This is a genomic window from Paenibacillus sp. GYB004 (assembly GCF_036577605.1).
GTDB classification, from domain to species: Bacteria; Bacillota; Bacilli; order Paenibacillales; family NBRC-103111; genus Paenibacillus_AB; species Paenibacillus_AB oceani.
The window spans coordinates 231,325-249,800 of record NZ_JARBDB010000047.1 but is presented as its reverse complement, the minus strand read 5'-3'; the positions used below and the strand labels follow the sequence as shown (position 1 = coordinate 249,800).

Below are 18,476 nucleotides of genomic sequence, written 5' to 3'. Positions count from 1 at the left end.
TCTTCCCATTAAACTTCAATTATCGATCATTTTCATCCGCAAGTTTTTCCCAGCCACGCTTCCGGCATTTTTCCGCCTTTTATCATAACCCGATTCCGGCTCGTCCGTTTCTTACGGATTGCTGAATTTGCTTACTTTTTCGATTAACCATGGCTTGATCAAAGGCAAAACGGCAGCCGGCTGCATCGCTTTGGAATGATCCATGCCGCTTCCCTCGATCCTCTCGATCTCCCAGCCCAGCTCTACCAGACGCTCTTTGTTTTTGGCCAGCCGTCCGGCGATATCCACCGTCACATTACCGAATCGGCTCCCGTATACGATCGTATCCTGTTCTCCCGCGAAGGCCAGCCTTGGAATGGTCAGCTTGTGCTGAACGGTCCGATCGTCAAAATCAGCCAAGCTTTGGTACAAAGTCATAAATTGCTTCAAAACATTCGGATCGATCGTAATGGGGACGTTATCCCAGTCGATATGGTCCGGATCCCAGGACTCGTTTGCCGGTTCGTCAGGCCGACTCCCGGCATGTTGCCGCTCGCTACTCAGCGCCTGTTCGTACGTTTTGACAGTTACCGTCGTCATTTCGCGGTACGGACCTTCATACGGCGGGAAACCGCCCATGATGAAACTATCGAGCCGATCGGTCCGGAGGGCTAGCTGCAAGCCAACAAGCGCGAGCCAGGAATAACCATAGTAGCTGAAGCGGTCAACCTTCATGCTGTCGGCGATGCGCAATAAATCTTTCACGATAAGTTCCGCCGTCAAAGCTTCCGGATTCGGATGGGAAAACAAATGACCTTCGTAATCCAAATATAACACGCGAAAGGAATCGTTAAGCCCTTCGACAAAGTGTTGCCCGAACTCCGGATCGATCCCCCACATCGCCAATCGTTCGGCTTCCTGGCCGGTCACCGTTTTTTTGGCGACAGGCAGCATCACCGTCCTGCCCGCAGCATTACCCGTCAGGCCGACTTCAATCTCCGATCCGTCCGTCAGCTGTACCCGCTTGATCACCTTCACCACTCCCTCTGCTACTTCTCACCCCTATCATATAACATTGATGCAATCTTTCGGTTTAGCTCGGCCGGCCACTTGATTTGCCTGCAATGTTCCCGTTTAATATTGTTGTAGGAGTTGAAGGTTATACTTGAAGGATGTGAGCCGCGAATGGAACCGGTCTGTACGCCGAAGCAACTTGCCGATCAATTAAAGGTAAGCACGACAACTTTACGAAGGTATGAGGATCAAGACTTGATCCCCGACGTCCCGAGAACGGACAGCAACCGTAGAGGGTATCGGGCTGTTCACATTCAAGCTTTCGTCGCCATTCGGGCGCTGCTGAAAGGGTTTGGCATTCCTGTTGTTTATGAAGTGATGAGGGAAGTGAAGGTAGACCGTAAAGTGGAAGGTCTGTGGTTACTCAACCAGCAGCTGCATGACAGCCATGTCGAGAAACAACGAGTGGAATCGACCTTGACCCTGTTCAGGCAAACCGATTTTTCCGAGTATCGGAATAAACCGCTTACTGATGCGATGACGATCGGGGAAGTGGCGGAGATCTGCGGAGTCCGGACGTCCGCGATCCGGCATTGGGAAAAGGAGGGCTTGATCCGGTCGGAGAGAAACATGCAAAACGGATATCGGGTGTTCTCTTCCAGCGAAATAAGGAAACTTATAGTAATCAGCAGCTTGAGAAAAACCGTCTTTTTTATCGACAGCATGAAACAGCTGCTTCATGACCTGGATACGGAAAACTTGGCGAGCGTAGAAAAATCGTTCCAGCTGGCTCTAGACAAACTGAATGTCCGGTTAACCGCACAATATCAAGGAATCGCGGAAATGATGAACTATATACATAAGTTGAACCTGTATCGGCAACAAGGTCCAACTTGAAGAAATTAGGTGCGGCGTATGTATTCGTTTTCGAGAATTCCCATAATAACTAGCGACTCATAAGTACCTTGAACCTGAACACAATCTCGCAGCACTCCCTCGACCACGAATCCCGTTTTCTCGTAGAGCAGCCTTGCTATGCGGTTATGCGCTTTGACGTCCAGCCATAACCGATGTGCGCGGATAGTCTCGAACACATACGTTTGAAAGAGGCGGATCGCTTCTTTACCATACCCGTTCCCTTTTTGAGTTATTGCGATTCGCGTCAGTTCTACACAGTTATTCGGGTTGGTTATTCCTGCAGCTATGATATAACCGACCGACCGGCCTTCCGGGTCCGTAATCACCATATGAAGATGGTTCTCGCTATTAATCGCTTCAAGATGTTTCTCCCGCGGCCAGGTAATAACGTAGGGGCGGTTCTCCGGATGTTGTTCGGTTTGTTGAACAAAGTCCAAATCGTCCTCGTTTGTTTTTCTAAATCGTATTCGGCCGGATTCCGCTACAATGACATGAGACATCAGTCAGATCACCTCCTTTCGGTCATTGTTAGTTACATGTTCACTTACATGAGTTATTTGATCATCTTCCTTACTCCGTTCTCACAAGCTTCATACAGTAAAAGCGGATACTCGGATAACGATCGTATTCCTCGATCGTCTCCAGTCTCCATTTCAACTCGCCGAGGATATCGAGCAACTCTTCTTTCCAGTGATACTTCACCATATCCATATACATCAAATGTCCGCCCGGCTTCAACATAGCGGAAATGGCAGTGAACGTTTTCCGGTATGCTCCGATCTCGTTAAGGGCCGATCCGATCATCGTTACCAGGTCATACTCCATACTTGGCAGCGGGCAAGTTAAAAAGTCATCACACCGAACGGCCGACGGATTCGGATGCCCCTCCCGCTTTTGCCTGTAAGAAAAGCTCTCGCATATGCCCGGATCGATATCGATGCTCGTCAACTGCCCGTTGCCTTGCAGGAAGTATCCTAAATAATCGTCCCATTCGCCAACTCCGATTCCGATATTGCAAGCTTTCATACCTGGAGCCGCCTCAAACTGTCTCAACAAAAAATCCCGCGTCTCCATCTCCAAATACAGACTCTTCGGCGACATGTTCCATTGGTACGCCTCCGGTTCCCGCATGTTCAAATAAAATTGCAGCAGTTGTTGGTCGTCCATGGGATCTCCTTCTCGTATGGGATAGACGGGTTGTACTTGTTCCAGTTCATACGGTTCGCCAGTTTATGGAGACAGCTTCTCGTCTGCACGTTCAGTCTCCGGGCTGGGAGACCAGAGACCGTTCTCCAATATCCGATTCCCCCGGTTCCCATCCTGTTGTTTGCGACCAGAGATGAGCCTTCTGCAAAATCTCCCATACGACCGGCCCTTTCCCTTCCACATACTTTGACCGCTCATGCTTATAGAGCTGCATCAACCGGTGTTTTTCCTCGGCATACCGCACGCAATCTTCCGGATGTTGTCTTAAATAGTCTCTGAACAGTAAAGTCATCTGTTCCGCGAAACTACCGGCCTGTCTTACATGGAGGTGCATTCTGACGTGTCCCGGCCTTTCCCGAAAATACCGTTTCGTCAAATCCGCATTTTCGCTTCTGAATACGAACCCGGCCTCCTCGATTGGAGTCACATACTTCGCCGTATCCCCTAAGTTACCGATTGAGATTTGGATGTCGAGGATGGGCTTCGCATCCAAACCCGGTATTGAGGTGGAGCCTACATGATCGATTCGAAGCGCGGTCTGTTGCAAGCGTTTCTCAACCTTGTACCGATCTCTATAAATTTTGTACTTGGCGATTATCCATTGGTCTTCCATTCTCAAGTCAACGCTCCTTATGCATGAACCGTTATAATTCCACTTTCATAGTGACTGCTGCCCCTTCCAATGCTACTTCTTGAAATCCGCCTACAGTGATGTTGGACAGTTTGTCCCTATGAACCAAGCCAATCCTGAAGCACATAACACTCCTCCAGCAACCGGTCTTCAATATGAATCCGGCAGCCGGCGAATGCGGCGAGAAGCTGTTCGGCCGCCAGAAGCGTATACGGAATCGACCATACGGTTTCTTCCGGGTGCCATCGTCTTCCGGGGATGGATCTGATCCGGCCGATCCCTTCCTTGTCAAAAACAAGGAACTTCACAGCGAGCGTTGCATCATTTCGGATGAATACGGAAATTTCCAAGAGGCTCACCCCTCCATTGTAACATTATTCCAGAACGTCGATAAGAAAAGCTTCTAAACCAAGCCTTTCCCATGAAGAAAGACCCTGCGTTAGCGGTAACTTATCTTGGTTCAAAATGTCTGGGTTCGCTTTAACGCTTTAGCGAACTTAAACATTCTGAATCGATAACAAAAAAGGGAGGCATGCCGAGTCTACAAAGACCCGGAATCCTCCCGATGCTTTCGGTTAGCTTCTAATTCCTGATTCCTATCATACGCTACTCTCAGCTACACGTAAACCTTCATCGCAACCTAGGTTTCCGCCTGTTACCGGCCGACCCCGACCGCCAGCGCTTCCCGGATCACTTGACCGAGTCGCCGGACCCCTTCACGGATTCGTACCTCGTCCATATTGGAGAAGTTGAGCCTCATCGTATTTTCGTGACCGCCGTTCGGGAAGCAGGACCCGCCCGGTACGAATGCGACCATCTGCTTCAAGCTGCGCTCCAGCAAATCCCTCGCGTTAAGACGCTCCGGCAGCTCGACCCAAGCGAACAACCCTCCGGCCGGCTTCGAGAACCGGACTTCCTCCGGCATTTCCTCGCGCAACGTATCGATCATGACGTCCCTGCGTTTTCGATAGACGTCCACGATCCCTTCGATATCCTTATCAAGATCGTATTCGTTCAAATACAGATCGAGCTCGCGCTGAACGACGGTGGAGGATTGCAAATCCGTCGCCTGCTTGAGCAGCACATATTTGGTTATCACCTCTTGTTCTCCCGCAACCCAGCCGATCCGGTACCCCGGGCAGAACGTTTTGGAAAATGTGCCGAGATGAATCACCCGGCCTTCGCGATCGAGCGACAACACGGTGGGCACAGGGTCGCCTTCGAACCGCAGATCGCCGTAAGGATGATCCTCGATCACGGCCACCCCGAACTCGTCGGCAAGTCGCACGAGCTGCTCTCTCCGCTCCAATGACCAGCAACGGCCGGTCGGATTTTGAAAATCCGGGACGACATAAATCAGCTTGATCTTCGCTACCGTCTGTAGCAGCTTGCGCAGATGATCCGGGTCCATCCCGAACTCGTCCGTCTGCACCTCCACAAACTTGGGGCGATACGTCGTAAACGCTTGAATCGCTCCCAAATATGTAGGACTTTCGCACAAGACGACGTCCCCTTCGTCCAGAAACAGTTTCCCTGTCAAATCCAGTCCCTGCTGCGATCCGCCTGTAATCAGAATATTTGCGGCTGTCATGGAAACGCCGAACTTGCCGTTCATCCGGCGGGCGATCTTCTCGCGCAGCGGCGTATATCCTTCGGTCGTGGAATATTGCAGAGCCTGCATCCCTTGCTCGCGGATGACACGGGCAGCGATTTTCTCGATTCGTTGGAGCGGGAACAATTCGGGAGCAGGCAGTCCGCCCGCAAATGAGATCATCTCCGGTTGTTCCGTCAGTTTCAGTAGCTCGCGAATGTCGGATGCTTTGATCGAAGCCATCCGGGTTGCATATCGTAAAGACGTAGTCATATGAAGGGCCTCCTGCCATTTATGAAAATTCAATTCCGGTGGATGTTCAAAAAGTCCGCTTTTGATCACGAAGCCGATCAGGAAGCCCGCTCGACATCGAATATGGAATTCAGCCGGAACCTCCAGTGCTCACGTAGCTGCCACTACGCTCCGCTCCTCATTTCCTAGCTTCATCCCATCTTCTCGGTGCTGAAAACCGGACTTTTTGAACTCGCATTATAAGAGAATGTTCAAAAAGTCCGCTTTTGATCACGAAGCCGATCAGGAAGCCTGCTCGACATCGAATATGGAATTCAGCCGGAACCTCCGGTGCTCACGTAGCTGCCACTACGCTCCGCTCCTCATTTCCTAGCTTCATCCCATCTTCTCGGTGCTGAAAACCGGACTTTTTGAACTCGCATGTATAGTGATTCAAACGATCGGTATCGTTCCTTCCTGTTCGCGCTCTCCGGTAACTTCCGGACCTTCCGTCGCGTCTTCCACCGCGGCGCATAACCGCCGGATGCCTTCGCCGATCCGTTCTATGTCCGCACGTGCGAAGTTTAACCGGATATAGGACCCTTTAGGTTGTTCGGCAAAAAAAGGCGCGCCCGGGATATAATCGACCCCGCGATCCGCGGCCCGCACCGCCAGCTCCTGAACGTTAACACAGCCCGGCAGCCGCAGCCACAAAAACAAACCGCCCATCGGAACATCCCACTGCATCCCCGGTACCGCATAACGCTTCAGAGCGTCGCACATCTCGTCGCGTCTTGCCCGGTACAGCGTCCGGATTCGGGCGAGATGACGATCGACCGCGCCTTCGCGAAGTGCCGCCTCCAGCAGCTTTTGAGCAACCGAGTTCGTATGAAGGTCGTTCAGTTGCTTCATTCGACCCATCACTTTCAGGATCGGCTTCGGCGCCGCGATCCATCCGATCCTCATGCCCGGCCCCAGCAGCTTGGAAAACGTGCCGATATACAACACGTGCGCATGCTCATCCATCGCTTTGATCGGCAGCGGGCTTTTCTCCCCGTAAGCAAGCTCGCCATACGGATCTTCCTCCACGATCGGCGTACGGTATCTATATGCGAGGTGCAGAAGCGATTCTCGGACGGATGTATCCATGAGCCGACCGGACGGATTCTGATACGAGGGGATGACGTAAATAAATTTCGGCCTGTAGCTTCTAAGCAGCGATTCCATCGCATCCAGTCGCAGCCTTCCGTCCTCGTCGACAGGTACTCCGATCACGGTCGCTCCAGCAGCGCGAAACGTCTGAAGCGCGCTGAAGTAGGTCGGCTCCTCCGCCAGCACGCAATCGCCCGGCGAGAGCAGCGTCCGCGCGATCAGATCCAGTCCCTGCTGAGCCCCTGATAAGACGATCACTTCCTCCTTCGAGCAACGGATGCCGCGATCCCGCATCCGGTCGCATAACGCCTGGCGCAGCGACGCCCTTCCCTCGACGGGACTATGCAGCATAACCTCCCCGCCGTCCTCGGTGAACAGCCGGCCCGCCATCTGCTGCAGCTCCTCCAGCAGTTCGGGTTCGGGCAAAGGAACGCCGACGCCGAACGATACTGCGTCCTGTCTCTTCGGGAGCGCCAGCAAGTCGCGAATGAGCGATGAACTTTCGGCAGCCGCCTTGGCGGTCAGCATCGGTTTCCAGTACAGCGAAGCCGGAGCCGAGGCGGAGTCCGTTACTTCACCGGCCCCTTCGTCCGTTTCCTCGGTATCCAGGACAATCGTGCCGCGCCCGACAAACGATTCAACCAGTCCGGCCGCCTTTAATTCGTGATACGCATTCAATACCGTGCTGCGATTGAGGTCCAGCCGCTCCGCAAGCTTCCGTTCAGGAGGGAGCCGATATCCCGGGGGCAGCAGCCCAGTCACGATCCGGTCGCGGATCTGCTGCTTGATCTGCAAATAAATAGGAATCGGGCTAGCCCGGTCAATGATAATATTCATGGAATACGGGCACCCCCTCGAAATATTCCGATAATGGTTCGCTCCAATTTAGTTTATCATAGTAAAACGCTTTGAAAAGAGCCAATTGGACCGCTATATCAACCATCCAATTAAGCGTGGTTATCTATTCACTAGAACAACATCCTATTCATTCAGTCCAGTTCGGACGCACACCGTTGCATGGAGCACGCCATTTCCCAAACAACAAAAAAGAACCGCCTCGAAGACGGTTCGTCATTTCCTTAATTGCATTAATGTTTAATGTTATTAAGAATCGATTACCAAACCGGCATCCTCTTCCCGCTCGGCGGACAAAACCGGTTCAGATCAATATTTTCATAAATTTATCGGCAGACGCGCCGGGTTCCATCGCAAATGAAACATGTACCGATTTCCCTGACGGATGCTCGAAATATTGCCCGTTCAGCTCAAACCCTTTCTGCCTAGCCGTCCGGTACAGCTTCGGAAACGTTTGGGCAGCCGCGATCGCCGCCTCTTTGGCGGAGTAGGCGTGGAGGACGACCGGTTGTTCCTCGGCATACACTTTCATGACTACATGATAGCTCCGGGCTGACGACTCTTCAACGTAAAGTTCATAATCCAGGTCAAACGCGTGGTATACATTCCCCATATGAAACCATCCTTTCTCTGTACGTCTACTAGGTTCGACAACCGGAGCGGTTTGTCCTTCTGCCGGAAACGAAAAGAAGCTGCATCCCGGCTTGACCCGGAACCAGCTTCTTCGTTGTTTATTTAAAACGTTTGATAAAGTCTACCGCTTTGCGGATATCCACTTCCGGCTGGTCGCCGACTTCGCGTTCAATCGTCAGGTATCCGGTGTAGCCAATATCAACAAGCGCTTTGAAATAAGCGTCGAAGTCGACTTTGCCTTCTCCGAGCGGAACTTCCTTAAAGATTTCCCCGGAGCGGACCATCTCGGCGATTTTGCCGTGATCCATTGGCTCGTAGCCGATTGCCCCATAGATCTCGCGAGGGTCGACTTCTTTATAGCGGACGCCGTCTTTCACGTGCGTATGGACGATATAATCTTTCAGCGTATATACTCCTTGCACCGGATCGTCGCCGGTAACCATGACCATGTTCGCCGGGTCGAAGTTGACGGATACGCCTTTGCTCGACAGCGTGTCCAGGAAGCTTTTCAGATGAGCCGATGTCTCCGGTCCGGTTTCGATCGCGAAATAACCGCCCATGCTGCTCGCATATTGGCTGAGTTCTTCGCAAGCCGCTTGCATCGTGTCGAATATTTCTCCGCTATGATCGTGAGGCACGATGCCGATATGCGTGGTGACGATGTTCGTGCCAAGATCTTGAGCCAGATCCAAGATCCGTTTCGATTTTTCCACCTTGGCCGGGTTGGCCTCTTTATCCTGAAAGCCGTGTCCGCCCAAGTCGCCGCACAGCGCGGATATTTCAAGTCCGAGCGAATCGATGTAGCTTTTCAGCTCGCGTCTGGCCGCCGGAGACAAATTCTCCGGGTCCATTTCACCTTTAACCGCGTAAATTTGGACGCCTTCCGCGCCAACCTCTTTCGCCTTTTTCAAGCCTTCGCGGACGCCAATGCCGAAGCTGTCAACGATTACGCCGATTTTGTTCGTCAGTTTCAACCGAAATCTCTCCCTTAATCGTAATTCATTCTCTCTCATAAGGCGGCATACCGGCACGGAGCCGATATCCGGCAAAAGTCTCCTAATTGTATCATATCAAAAGGAGCTTTCCTTCATTGTACTAGATTTCGGCCTACAAACACCAGTCCCATTTACTCGGCGCATCCGCTTTCGGCATTCTTCCCGGCAGGATTAAAACGAACGGACCACTTTTTCAATCGCTTCCGCTACATCATGCATCGCTTTGTCGTCCGACAGCAGCACGTTTTGACCCAGCCACAGCGCTTCCTTGGCGCAGAGGCGTTCGCAGACCGGGCAGTCGTATTCGCGTTTTTGTCCGGTCCACATCTCCGTCATCTCCAAAATGGAAATATTGCGGTTCAGCGGAATGTAGCCGGCGGCGAGCGGAATGCCTTCTGCGTTGACCCGCTTGATAAACTCGTTTTTGTCCGCCTGCTCGGCGAACGCCGAATCCAGCTTGAACATATAGAGATGATAGGCGTGCCGGGTAATTCGGGCATCCTGCTTGAGCAGCCGCAAACCCGGAATTTGCGAGAGTAGGCCGTTTAACAGCGAAGCATTTTTCTCGCGCGTACGCATCTGCTCCTCGAGACGGGTCATTTGGGCCAGCACCACAGCCGCTTGAAACTCGGTCATCCGGTAATTTTGCCCAAACCGGTCGTGTTGATACCAGCCTCCGTTCGGCACGCGTCCGACGTTGCAGATCGACCACGCGTTTTCCCACAGCTCCGCGCTGTTGGTTGTAAGGATTCCGCCTTCGCCGGCGTTTAAGTTTTTACTCGACTGCAGGCTGAACGTCCCGGCATCGCCGATCGCGCCGACGCCTTGCCCTTCCCACGTCGCGCCTACCGCTTGAGCGGCGTCTTCGATCAATGCGAGGCTGTGCTTGGCTGCGATCTCCTTCAACCGGGTCATATTAGCCGGAGCGCCGGCGATATGAACGGCGATAATCGCTTTCGTCTTCGGCGTAATTAACGGCTCGATCCGTTCCGGGTCGATGAGCAGCGTATCCTCCTCGATATCCGCGAACACCGGGATGATCCCGTACGCAAGCGCAGCCGATGCGGTAGCAATGAACGTATACGGCGGGACGATCACTTCGTCTCCCGGCTTAAGGCCGGCCGCTTGCAGCGCTACCGTAATCGCTACGGTACCGTTCACGACGCTGACGGCGTATCGGGAGCCTTGCAGCTCGGCAAATTTGCGCTCCATCTCGGGCAGTTTCGGCGAGTAATTCGGCTTGCCAGCGCCGCCGGCTCCTCCCCATTTGCCGGACTCCAGCACTTCCTTCAGCAGCTCCAGCTCCAAATCTCCATAAATGGGCCACGAAGCGAACGGTTCCTTCCGAACCCGCTCGCCTCCATCGATAGCAAGCTTATTATTCATATCCAATCCCCTTTCCATTGCGGTGTCGATCCTCTGCAACACCAGTGTAAGAGGTTTCGGGAACGGACGTATGCCATTTCAAAGAGCCTACTGGACATTTTTTGATTCCTCTGCACGGAAAATGAAGGCATGACGGTCCTGTCCTCGCAAAGGCGCAAAAACAAATTCCTGCTCAGCTGCAGAAATTTTCCTCTGCATGGGCCGGAAACGAGCGCGTAGGCTGGAATGTTACCTTCCGGAGCGTCAATCATTTCCTGCACAACAACAAAAACCCGCCGGTTGGCGGGGAACGTTATATTGATGCGGCTATTGCTTCTTCAATTGCTCCCGGGCCATCTTAATCATCTCGCGAACCATCGCGCCGCCGATTTGTCCGCCGATCTTGCCAGCATCCTCGGTCGTCAATTGTCCGTTGTCTCCGGACGTAAGCGGAATTCCTAACGTTCGGGCTACCTCAAATTTCACATGATCCGGCTGCTCCGGGCTGACCGCATACCCTTCCTTCTTCATTACCGCTACTTTGAATGCGTCCAGGCTCTTCCCGGCCTCGGGCACGATCGGCGTCCGTCTGGATCTTCTTCGGGCCATACTGATCACCTCAGGTAGTAGGTTGTCCAGCCGACTTCCCGGTTATTCGAAAGCCGAACCTTGGGATTTGGTCGATCGTCTTATATAATAGAACATGGAAGACTATTAATCCGCCATTATTGCACGCTGTTTTTCGTGCATACATCGGCATTTCAAATGAGGGATATCCGAATGAATATTGCATTTTTTCTCGTGCCGAAGCTCGAAGTCATTTGTTTGACCGCCCAATCTACACTCCGGCAGGCGCTGGAGCGGATGGAGTATCACCGGTATACTGCGGTGCCGGTTTTGTCCGAGGAAGGCCGTTATATAGGGACGATTACAGAAGGGGACCTGCTCTGGTTTCTTAAGAACACCGAGGGTGTCACGTTCGATAACGCGCACCGCCACCTGATCTCGTCCATTCCGATGCGGATGCATAACCAGCCGGTGTATATCGGGGCTAACATGGAAGATTTGATATCGAAGGCTAAAGCGCAAAACTTCGTACCGGTGATTGACGACCGGGAGCACTTTATCGGAATTGTCCGCCGGAGCGATATTATCGAATACTGCGCGCAGCAATTGTTTACCGCCGCTGCGAGCTCGAAACGAACCATATAATCAATCGTTCCCGCCAAGGGCTGCGCCGGCATGATGCCGTTCACGCGGCCCTTGGTGTTTGTTGTCCCCTATCCCAACAGGACCGGCTCCCGTCCGACTCTCCCCTCCAACTTTTTACTTGACAGGGAAAGATCCCATCTAATAACTTACTCATTAGTAACATTACTTTGAAGTAACTTATTTCGACCCTAAACGATAATCACGGTAAGAAAAGGAGCAGAACACGGTATGACGCGAGAAAAAGGTCATAAAGGTAAAGAAAGCCGGAGCCGGCTGCTGCATGCGGCGGCGAAGGAATTTGCGCTGAACGGATTTCATGAGACCAAGGTGAGTTCGATCGTAGCCGCCCATGCAGCACGAGACGTCTCGTATTCACTGCCCGTTGAGGGTCGGACCGCTTTTCGGTCGTAGGCGACGTCGAACGCTTTCTCGTAATGCCCGGCGACCATCTGTTTTATAAACGACTTGGAGCTGCTAGTCCGCTGAAGCGTTTCGATCGGCTTCGTCTGAACCCATATCACGGCCAGCAAATAAACGATTAATAGGAAAAGCAGCCCCCATAAGACACGGTCGATGATTTTCCGGACTTTCGGATTCAAATGTCTCAGCTCCTATCGTTACCCGTTGTGGGTGTCTCCCCTCTTGCCTGTCGTCAGCCGGTAAAACATTTGGCGTAAAACCGGCGGATCACGTGAGCGTCATATTTGCCGCAGAGACGAGCGTTCTGCGAACAGATCGGCCAAATAATTACCTTTGTCTGTAAAAGCCGAGTAGAAATGAGTGACACACAAAGGTTTCCCCTGCCCGGCGGAAAATAATTCAAACGTTCCCTGCTTCGTCTACACCATTATCGGCTCCCACTTCAACATTCAGGCCTCACCTCCACCTGGTTCGGTTGGACGGAATTGCTTGTTGAGGCTTTGACATATTTCCGAAAGTAGTCTCTCGTCTCCTTATGGGATAGTCGGCTCTCTACATCAGCCAAGTCCACCATTGCTATATTGTCAATCTCGCCGCCGGTTAACTTCCAATCGTCACCGTTCCCCAAGTACTCCACTATAAACATGATCGTTTCTTGACGCTCATAACCTATTTTAGCGCAAATTTCTTCTCCGAACGTAAACGTAAAAGGCTCCGGAAGCCGCTGGACCACCCTAAAACAGTCGGAGCCCGTTTCCTCCTGCAGTTCTCTTAGGACCGCCTGCTCCAGACTCGAATCGGAATCCTCGATTCCGCCCTTGGGAAAATCCCATACTCCGTCCATTTTACCGTAACTGCTTGCTACTTTATGAACGAGCATGACTTTATTCCCTTGAAAGACAACCGCACCGACCGCTTTACGGACTGCCCTGTAATGAGACGTATCCCCCAGCATTTCTATTGCGGTATCACCGCGATCCGAATCGAGGACGACCTTGCTTAAGGCTGTCGGGTGGATGAATGGCGGCTGCCACAGCTTCTCCAGCGGATCACCTCGAAAGTAAGCCATCATCATCTTTAAGGCGACCGCATGCGTAACAATCAATATAGTTCCGCCCTGGTGGGCAGCAATAAGTTCCGTTAAAGCCGGAATAATCCTTTCGGATAACTGAACAAACGTTTCTCCCCCGGTTAAAGGAACATAAGTATGCGGCTTGTTCCAAAATGCAAAATGCCTCGCAGAATCCGTACGATCCAAATCGATCCGTTTTTGTCCCTCCCAGCCTCCTAAATGAATTTCTTTCAAAGAATCCATCGGGATTAACAGGATATTGCGAGTTCCTCGGATGCGATCGGCCGTATCCGATGCCCGTTTGCTCGAACTGCAATAAATCGCATCGATCGGCACCTTTTCCAGCTTCGCACCCAGCCATTCCGCCTGCTGCTTTCCCAGCTGAGTGAGCGCAGAATCCCGATGACCCTGCAGCCGTCCTTCCACATTCCATTCCGTTTCTCCGTGACGGGTTAAGTAGAGGGTTGTTTTCATCGTAGAATTTTCAGCCCCTTTTCCAAAAACTAACACAAATAGAGGCGGTTTGCACCCCTTATTTCCACCAACTGGCGGGGGATTCGCCCTTCTCACCGATTTTTACAGGGTACAAACCGCTCTCATTCGGTTCCTGCCACGATGAATCCCCCGGCATAAGAGGTAGCTTTTCTGGGTTCAGATTGTTCCGGTTCGCTTTAGCGCCTTAAACACTTTGGCGAATATAGTTATCCCATGCTGAGCCAATTAAAAAAAAACGTACGGTGAGCTTCCGGACGGTCCTTTGACGTACAAACCCATACGCTAACGCGTGAAAGAGAATGGGTACCACCTTCTTTTGCTCCAGCCGCTCGCCCTCAGTCGTGTTGTCTTTTTGCGGTGGTATCGCTAACGAACCCAGCAACCGTTATCAGAGCCGAATGGGGGCGTTTGAATTTGTAACGAACTCTAGTATGGTTATTTCCGCAAATCAGATTCGTTTTTTGCCACTTTCGGTTCAATAACGATCCCTGGATTCGTTACGTCTGGAAAAACGTCGTTTTTCAGTCATAAGCGTGATCCAATTCGTTAGTCATCGGACCTGAGTTTACGTTCTCTAACGCCAAGGAAGGAAACCCCTTCCCTTCATTTAGCACGGTAAAGAGCTTAAACTTCCTGGCAGATAAAAAAGCCTTTCTACCCACGAAATTTTATAAATTATACGTATAAAAAAAGCTGTCCACATCCAAATCGATGCGAACAGCCCTTGTATATCAAGATGAAAGATGATGACACATTCCCGGCGGTCCCGCTCCCGGATTAAAACTTAAAATCGTCGTCCGACAGCGGCTCGACGTGAATGGTGCGCACGTAACCGTTGCCCTTCTTGGAGAAGAAATCATGCTGCTTCGTGCGAGTGCTGATTCCGTTGAAGACGATCGGATTCACTTCCTCCTCGGGGAAGGCCGGTTCCTGTCCCAAGTTCATCAGCGCTTTGTTCGCGTTGTACCGGACAAACTTCTTCACTTCCTCAGTTAGTCCGACCGCATCGTACAACTGCTCCGTATACAGCTCCTCGTTGCGGTGCAAGTAGTGAAGCAGCCCTTGGAACGTCTCCAGCGCGTCCTTCTGCTCGTCTTCATCCAGCTCTGCGAATACCTCTTGAGCCAGTACGCCTACGTATAACCCGTGAATACTCTCGTCTCGCAAAATCAGGTCGATCACTTCGCCGCTGCTCGTCATTTTGCCTTGCCCGGCCAAATACAACGGGTAGAAAAATCCGCTGTAAAACAAGTAGCTCTCGAGCAGCACCGAAGCCGCCATCGCCAAGTACAAATCTTTGCGCGTCTCAATCGAGCGGTAATATTGCGAGATCGTCTCCGCTTTCGTTTGCAAGAAGCGGTTATTCTCCACCCAGCGGAACACCCCGTCGATCTCTTCGGTCGTCGCCAGCGTCGTGAAGATGCTGCTGTATGACTTGGCGTGGATCTGCTCCATCATGCCCATAAATCCGAGCACCGCTTTGCGCTGCAGGCCGTCCACATGCTCCATGATCTTCGGCATGCCGACTCCGCCCTGCACCGTATCGAGCAGCGTCAGTCCGCCAAGCACCTTCATATACAGCTCGCGTTCGTCTTCATTCAGCGTAATCCACGACATTTTGTCGTCGGAAAGCGGAATTTCCTCGTCCGTCCAAAACTGCATAATGTTCTGATTCCAAAAGGTATTGGTAAAATCGTCGTCCGGACGGTTCCAGTTGACGGCTTTATGCGCCTTTGCCTCTTTCATGAGCCCATGATCTCCTTCCGTCCATCCACCCCGTTGTTACACGGAGCAGCTGACGCATTCTTCGACGGACAAACGATTCGTCCGGGTGTAATACAGCGACTTCAGCCCTTTTTTGGCGGCATATATATAGTAACGGGCAAGCTGTCTCGTCGTCACGTCGCTGTTCACATGCAGAACCGTGGAGATGCCCTGGTCGACATGCGTCTGAATCTCGGCGATCAGATCGATGACCTTAAACTGGTCCATGTTGTAAGCCGATTTATAGAAGAAGAAATTATCCCGATTCAAATACGGCATCGGATAATACGTAGTCGAGTTGGCATACGTGCGCGTCTCGATCGGCTCGACGATCGGCATAACGCTCGATGTCGCGTTCTGGATATATGAGATGCTTTGCGTCGGCGCAATCGCCAAACGGTAGGCGTGGTACAAACCGTGCTTCCTTACGTCTTCCTTCAGCTTGTGCCAATCTTGAGGCGACGGAAGGGCGATCCCTTCGAACAACTGCTTGATCTTATCCGATACGGGACGGAAGTCGTTCTCCACATAACGGTCGAAGTAAGTGCCTTTCGCATATTCGGACCGTTCAAAGCCCTCGAACACGATTCCTTTCTCGCGGGCGATATCCATGCTTTTCTCGATGGAATAAAAGTTCATCGCCATGAAAAACGTCCGGGCAAATTCAATCGCCTCCACGCTGTCGTACGCAATGCTGTTCTTGGCCAGGAAACCGTGCAGATTCATCGCTCCGAGCCCGACCGAATGCAGCTCGCGGTTCGCCTTCGCGACGCCAGGTGCATTCGAAATAAAAGTCATATCGCTAACCGCGGTGAGTGCGATCATCCCTTCATGCACCGACTCGCGGATCTTTTTCCGTTCCATCACATTGGCGATATTGAGAGACGCCAGGTTGCAGCTGATGTCGCGCCGGATGATATCGGCTTGACCGTAGTCGCCGATCTCCGACGTTTCCTGCAATTGGAATATTTCCGTGCACAGGTTCGACATTTTGATCGATCCGATATCTTTAAGCGCGTGAGCGCGGCTGGCGTTGCTGCGGTTCATCATGTAGGGATATCCCGATTCGAGCTGGATCGTGGCGATTTTGACGAGCATGTCTCTGGCTCCCATAACCGCTTTTTTACGTATGCGGCCGTCGGCCATCAGCACGTCGTACATATCGTCCATATCCATATCGTCCAAATGGGTGCCGTAAGCCCGGTATACCGAGTATGGCGCGAATACGTGAAGCGGCTCGTTTTGCTCGGCCAGCTTATAAAATTTATCCGGCACGATCAAGCCGATCGATAACGTCTTCAGGCGGGATTTCTCGTCCGCGTTAATTTTTTTGCTGTCCAGAAACTCGATGACGTCCCAGCCGAAAATGTTGTAGTACGCCGCTCCGGAGCCTTTGCGCTGCCCCATCTGGTCGGCATAGGAGAACGCGTCCTCCATCAGCTTGAGCACCGGCATGATGCCTTTGGCTGCGCCTTCGACGCCCTTGATCGGCTCGCCGCGGCCGCGCAGCTTCGACAAGTTGACAGCTACGCCGCCCCCGATCTTGGACAGCTGCATGCACGTGCCGATGCCGTAATTGATCGAATTCAGCGAATCGTCGAGCTCGAGCAGGAAGCACGATACCATTTCGCCGCGCCTGCTCTTGCCTGCGTTCAGGAAGGTCGGCGTAGCCGGCTGCAGCCTGCGCTCCATCATCGATTCGGTCAGTGAGCGGGCCGCGTCCATATCGCCGCGCGCCAGATGGAGCGCAACGATCGCCACACGGTCCGGGAAATGCTCCATATATAGGGAACGGTCGTCGCTTTTTAAAGCGTAATCCGTGTAAAACTTCGATGCCGCCATGTAGGACGGGAATTCGAACTGGTATTGATGCGCGATGTTATAGATTTCTTCAACCTGTTCCATCGTGTATGTATCCAGTACATTTTCGTAAAAGTCGTTGTCGATCATATGACGGATTTTCTCAGCCGTCGAAGCAAAACGAACGCTTTTGCGGCCGACTTCCTCCATAAACGCCACGACCGCCTCCTGGTCTTTATCCAGGCTGAAAAAGCCGTCCTGATCGCGCTGCATCAACATGTTGTTCAACTCAATATGCCGCAACTGCGTTCACCTCCCGTACGAACTTCTCTACATCCTGCGACGTTCCGGCCAGTTCGAACTTGGCCAGCACCGGCACGCCGTACAAGTCGGAGATCCGGTCCGCGCTCCGCGCGAAGCCTTCTCCCCAATTACGGTTGCCGCTCGCGCATACGCCAATCATCTTGGCCGAGTTCCGTTTCAGGAAGTTCAGCGTTTTCTCCGGAGCCTGCCCGAATCCGGTTGTATAGGTAACGAGGACGAACGGCTCGTCGACAGTCATTTCTTCGTCAATCTTGACTGCCGGCAAATTCAGCTTGCTGACGAACCGTTTCACATTTCCCGTTCTGGAGTCGTAAGCGATCAACATCTGGATTCTCCTCTCTATGTACCCTAGACCCGCGAGTGTCTCTGCGGATGGGAAGATCCGCTTGCCGCAGGCAGCGGCTCCGCACCGATTCTGTTAAAAAAGACGCATCTGCGACAGCCCGGTGCCGGATGCGCCTTTTGCGCGCATGCCAAAGAACGCCTGCAAGCACAAGGACGATGCGGACACTTTCCTATCGACCGTAGGTAACGTGTCTAAGATATCGGGCAGGTCTCCTGACTCGGGGATCGGCACTTCAAGTCCGCCTTCCCGGCACTAGATGTGCCAGTGGCCAAGGACTGAAGCTACTCCCTTACAGTGGCGGGACCGTGCCGGCTTCTCACCGGACTTCCCTATTAAGCTATCGCGCCCAGTTGGGCGTGAAGCACCCGAACGAACAATATGTAGTTCATGGAATTTAATTTATATCAAGATATTGTGTTTGTCAATCGGTTCAGCCGCCTATTTAAGTATGAAAATATGAAAACGGAGAGAGG

General features: G+C 52.3%; 18 protein-coding genes and 1 riboswitch. Of the genes, 2 read left to right on the top strand and 16 right to left on the bottom strand.

Annotation, left to right across the window (positions count from 1 at the left end; all coding sequences use genetic code 11):
• Window positions 1–111 precede the first annotated feature (111 nt).
• On the bottom strand, window positions 112–1,011 hold the full coding sequence (locus PV433_RS19715) for an alpha/beta fold hydrolase (RefSeq protein WP_332073762.1): 900 nt from the start codon (window positions 1,009–1,011) through the stop codon (window positions 112–114).
• 153 nt (window positions 1,012–1,164) lie between these two features.
• On the opposite strand from PV433_RS19715, the gene PV433_RS19710 reads away from it, so the two are divergent.
• Entirely contained in the window at window positions 1,165–1,890 is a 726-nt protein-coding gene (locus PV433_RS19710) for a MerR family DNA-binding transcriptional regulator (RefSeq protein WP_332073761.1), read from the top strand.
• A gap of 5 nt (window positions 1,891–1,895) precedes the next feature.
• On the opposite strand, the gene PV433_RS19705 is transcribed toward PV433_RS19710, so the two are convergent.
• The 10 genes from PV433_RS19705 to PV433_RS19660 all read right to left on the bottom strand — a co-directional run bounded on the left by PV433_RS19705 (window position 1,896) and on the right by PV433_RS19660 (window position 11,179).
• Window positions 1,896–2,411 (bottom strand): GNAT family N-acetyltransferase, encoded by a 516-nt coding sequence (locus PV433_RS19705; RefSeq protein ID WP_332073760.1) that lies wholly within the window; start codon window positions 2,409–2,411, stop codon window positions 1,896–1,898.
• Window positions 2,412–2,481: 70 nt separating this feature from the next.
• Window positions 2,482–3,078, bottom strand: a complete 597-nt coding sequence (locus PV433_RS19700; RefSeq protein ID WP_332073759.1) for a class I SAM-dependent methyltransferase — start codon at window positions 3,076–3,078, stop codon at window positions 2,482–2,484.
• A 91-nt stretch (window positions 3,079–3,169) separates the two neighbouring features.
• Window positions 3,170–3,730: a GrpB family protein gene (locus PV433_RS19695; RefSeq protein WP_332074014.1), complete on the bottom strand. Its 561-nt coding sequence runs from the start codon at window positions 3,728–3,730 to the stop codon at window positions 3,170–3,172.
• Between the two features lie 116 nt (window positions 3,731–3,846).
• Window positions 3,847–4,098, bottom strand: a complete 252-nt coding sequence (locus tag PV433_RS19690; RefSeq protein ID WP_332073758.1) for a hypothetical protein — start codon at window positions 4,096–4,098, stop codon at window positions 3,847–3,849.
• A 305-nt stretch (window positions 4,099–4,403) separates the two neighbouring features.
• Window positions 4,404–5,612 carry an aminotransferase-like domain-containing protein gene (locus PV433_RS19685; protein WP_332073757.1) on the bottom strand — a complete coding sequence of 403 codons (1,209 nt, stop codon included), beginning with the start codon at window positions 5,610–5,612 and terminating at the stop codon, window positions 4,404–4,406.
• Window positions 5,613–6,023: 411 nt separating this feature from the next.
• Window positions 6,024–7,559, bottom strand: coding sequence for a MocR-like pyridoxine biosynthesis transcription factor PdxR (pdxR, locus tag PV433_RS19680; protein ID WP_332073755.1), 1,536 nt, complete (start codon window positions 7,557–7,559; stop codon window positions 6,024–6,026).
• A gap of 322 nt (window positions 7,560–7,881) precedes the next feature.
• The gene (locus tag PV433_RS19675; RefSeq protein WP_190932392.1) at window positions 7,882–8,190 is read right to left on the bottom strand and encodes a hypothetical protein; all 309 of its coding nucleotides are present in this window, start codon (window positions 8,188–8,190) and stop codon (window positions 7,882–7,884) included.
• A 118-nt stretch (window positions 8,191–8,308) separates the two neighbouring features.
• Window positions 8,309–9,184: a sugar phosphate isomerase/epimerase family protein gene (locus PV433_RS19670; protein WP_332073754.1), complete on the bottom strand. Its 876-nt coding sequence runs from the start codon at window positions 9,182–9,184 to the stop codon at window positions 8,309–8,311.
• 192 nt (window positions 9,185–9,376) lie between these two features.
• On the bottom strand, window positions 9,377–10,591 hold the full coding sequence (locus PV433_RS19665; RefSeq protein ID WP_332073753.1) for a DegT/DnrJ/EryC1/StrS family aminotransferase: 1,215 nt from the start codon (window positions 10,589–10,591) through the stop codon (window positions 9,377–9,379).
• Window positions 10,592–10,897: 306 nt separating this feature from the next.
• Complete coding sequence (locus tag PV433_RS19660; protein WP_332073752.1) at window positions 10,898–11,179, bottom strand: alpha/beta-type small acid-soluble spore protein; 282 nt, start codon at window positions 11,177–11,179, stop codon at window positions 10,898–10,900.
• Between the two features lie 171 nt (window positions 11,180–11,350).
• On the opposite strand from PV433_RS19660, the gene PV433_RS19655 reads away from it, so the two are divergent.
• A complete protein-coding gene (locus PV433_RS19655) occupies window positions 11,351–11,782 on the top strand; it encodes a CBS domain-containing protein (RefSeq protein WP_332073751.1) in 432 nt (143 codons plus the stop codon).
• Between the two features lie 314 nt (window positions 11,783–12,096).
• On the opposite strand, the gene PV433_RS19645 is transcribed toward PV433_RS19655, so the two are convergent.
• The 5 genes from PV433_RS19645 to nrdI all read right to left on the bottom strand — a co-directional run bounded on the left by PV433_RS19645 (window position 12,097) and on the right by nrdI (window position 17,982).
• Window positions 12,097–12,381 (bottom strand): hypothetical protein, encoded by a 285-nt coding sequence (locus PV433_RS19645; protein WP_332074018.1) that lies wholly within the window; start codon window positions 12,379–12,381, stop codon window positions 12,097–12,099.
• Between the two features lie 263 nt (window positions 12,382–12,644).
• Window positions 12,645–13,748 (bottom strand): histidine phosphatase family protein, encoded by a 1,104-nt coding sequence (locus PV433_RS19635; protein ID WP_332073750.1) that lies wholly within the window; start codon window positions 13,746–13,748, stop codon window positions 12,645–12,647.
• 798 nt (window positions 13,749–14,546) lie between these two features.
• Window positions 14,547–15,515 carry a class 1b ribonucleoside-diphosphate reductase subunit beta gene (nrdF, locus tag PV433_RS19630; protein WP_332073749.1) on the bottom strand — a complete coding sequence of 323 codons (969 nt, stop codon included), beginning with the start codon at window positions 15,513–15,515 and terminating at the stop codon, window positions 14,547–14,549.
• Between the two features lie 36 nt (window positions 15,516–15,551).
• Window positions 15,552–17,636, bottom strand: a complete 2,085-nt coding sequence (gene nrdE / locus PV433_RS19625; protein WP_332073748.1) for a class 1b ribonucleoside-diphosphate reductase subunit alpha — start codon at window positions 17,634–17,636, stop codon at window positions 15,552–15,554.
• Window positions 17,623–17,982 carry a class Ib ribonucleoside-diphosphate reductase assembly flavoprotein NrdI gene (gene nrdI / locus PV433_RS19620; protein ID WP_332073747.1) on the bottom strand — a complete coding sequence of 120 codons (360 nt, stop codon included), beginning with the start codon at window positions 17,980–17,982 and terminating at the stop codon, window positions 17,623–17,625. The genes nrdE and nrdI overlap by 14 nt, the downstream gene beginning before the upstream one ends.
• Before the next feature lie 206 nt (window positions 17,983–18,188).
• A riboswitch (cobalamin riboswitch) is annotated at window positions 18,189–18,387 on the bottom strand.
• Window positions 18,388–18,476: the final 89 nt, after the last annotated feature.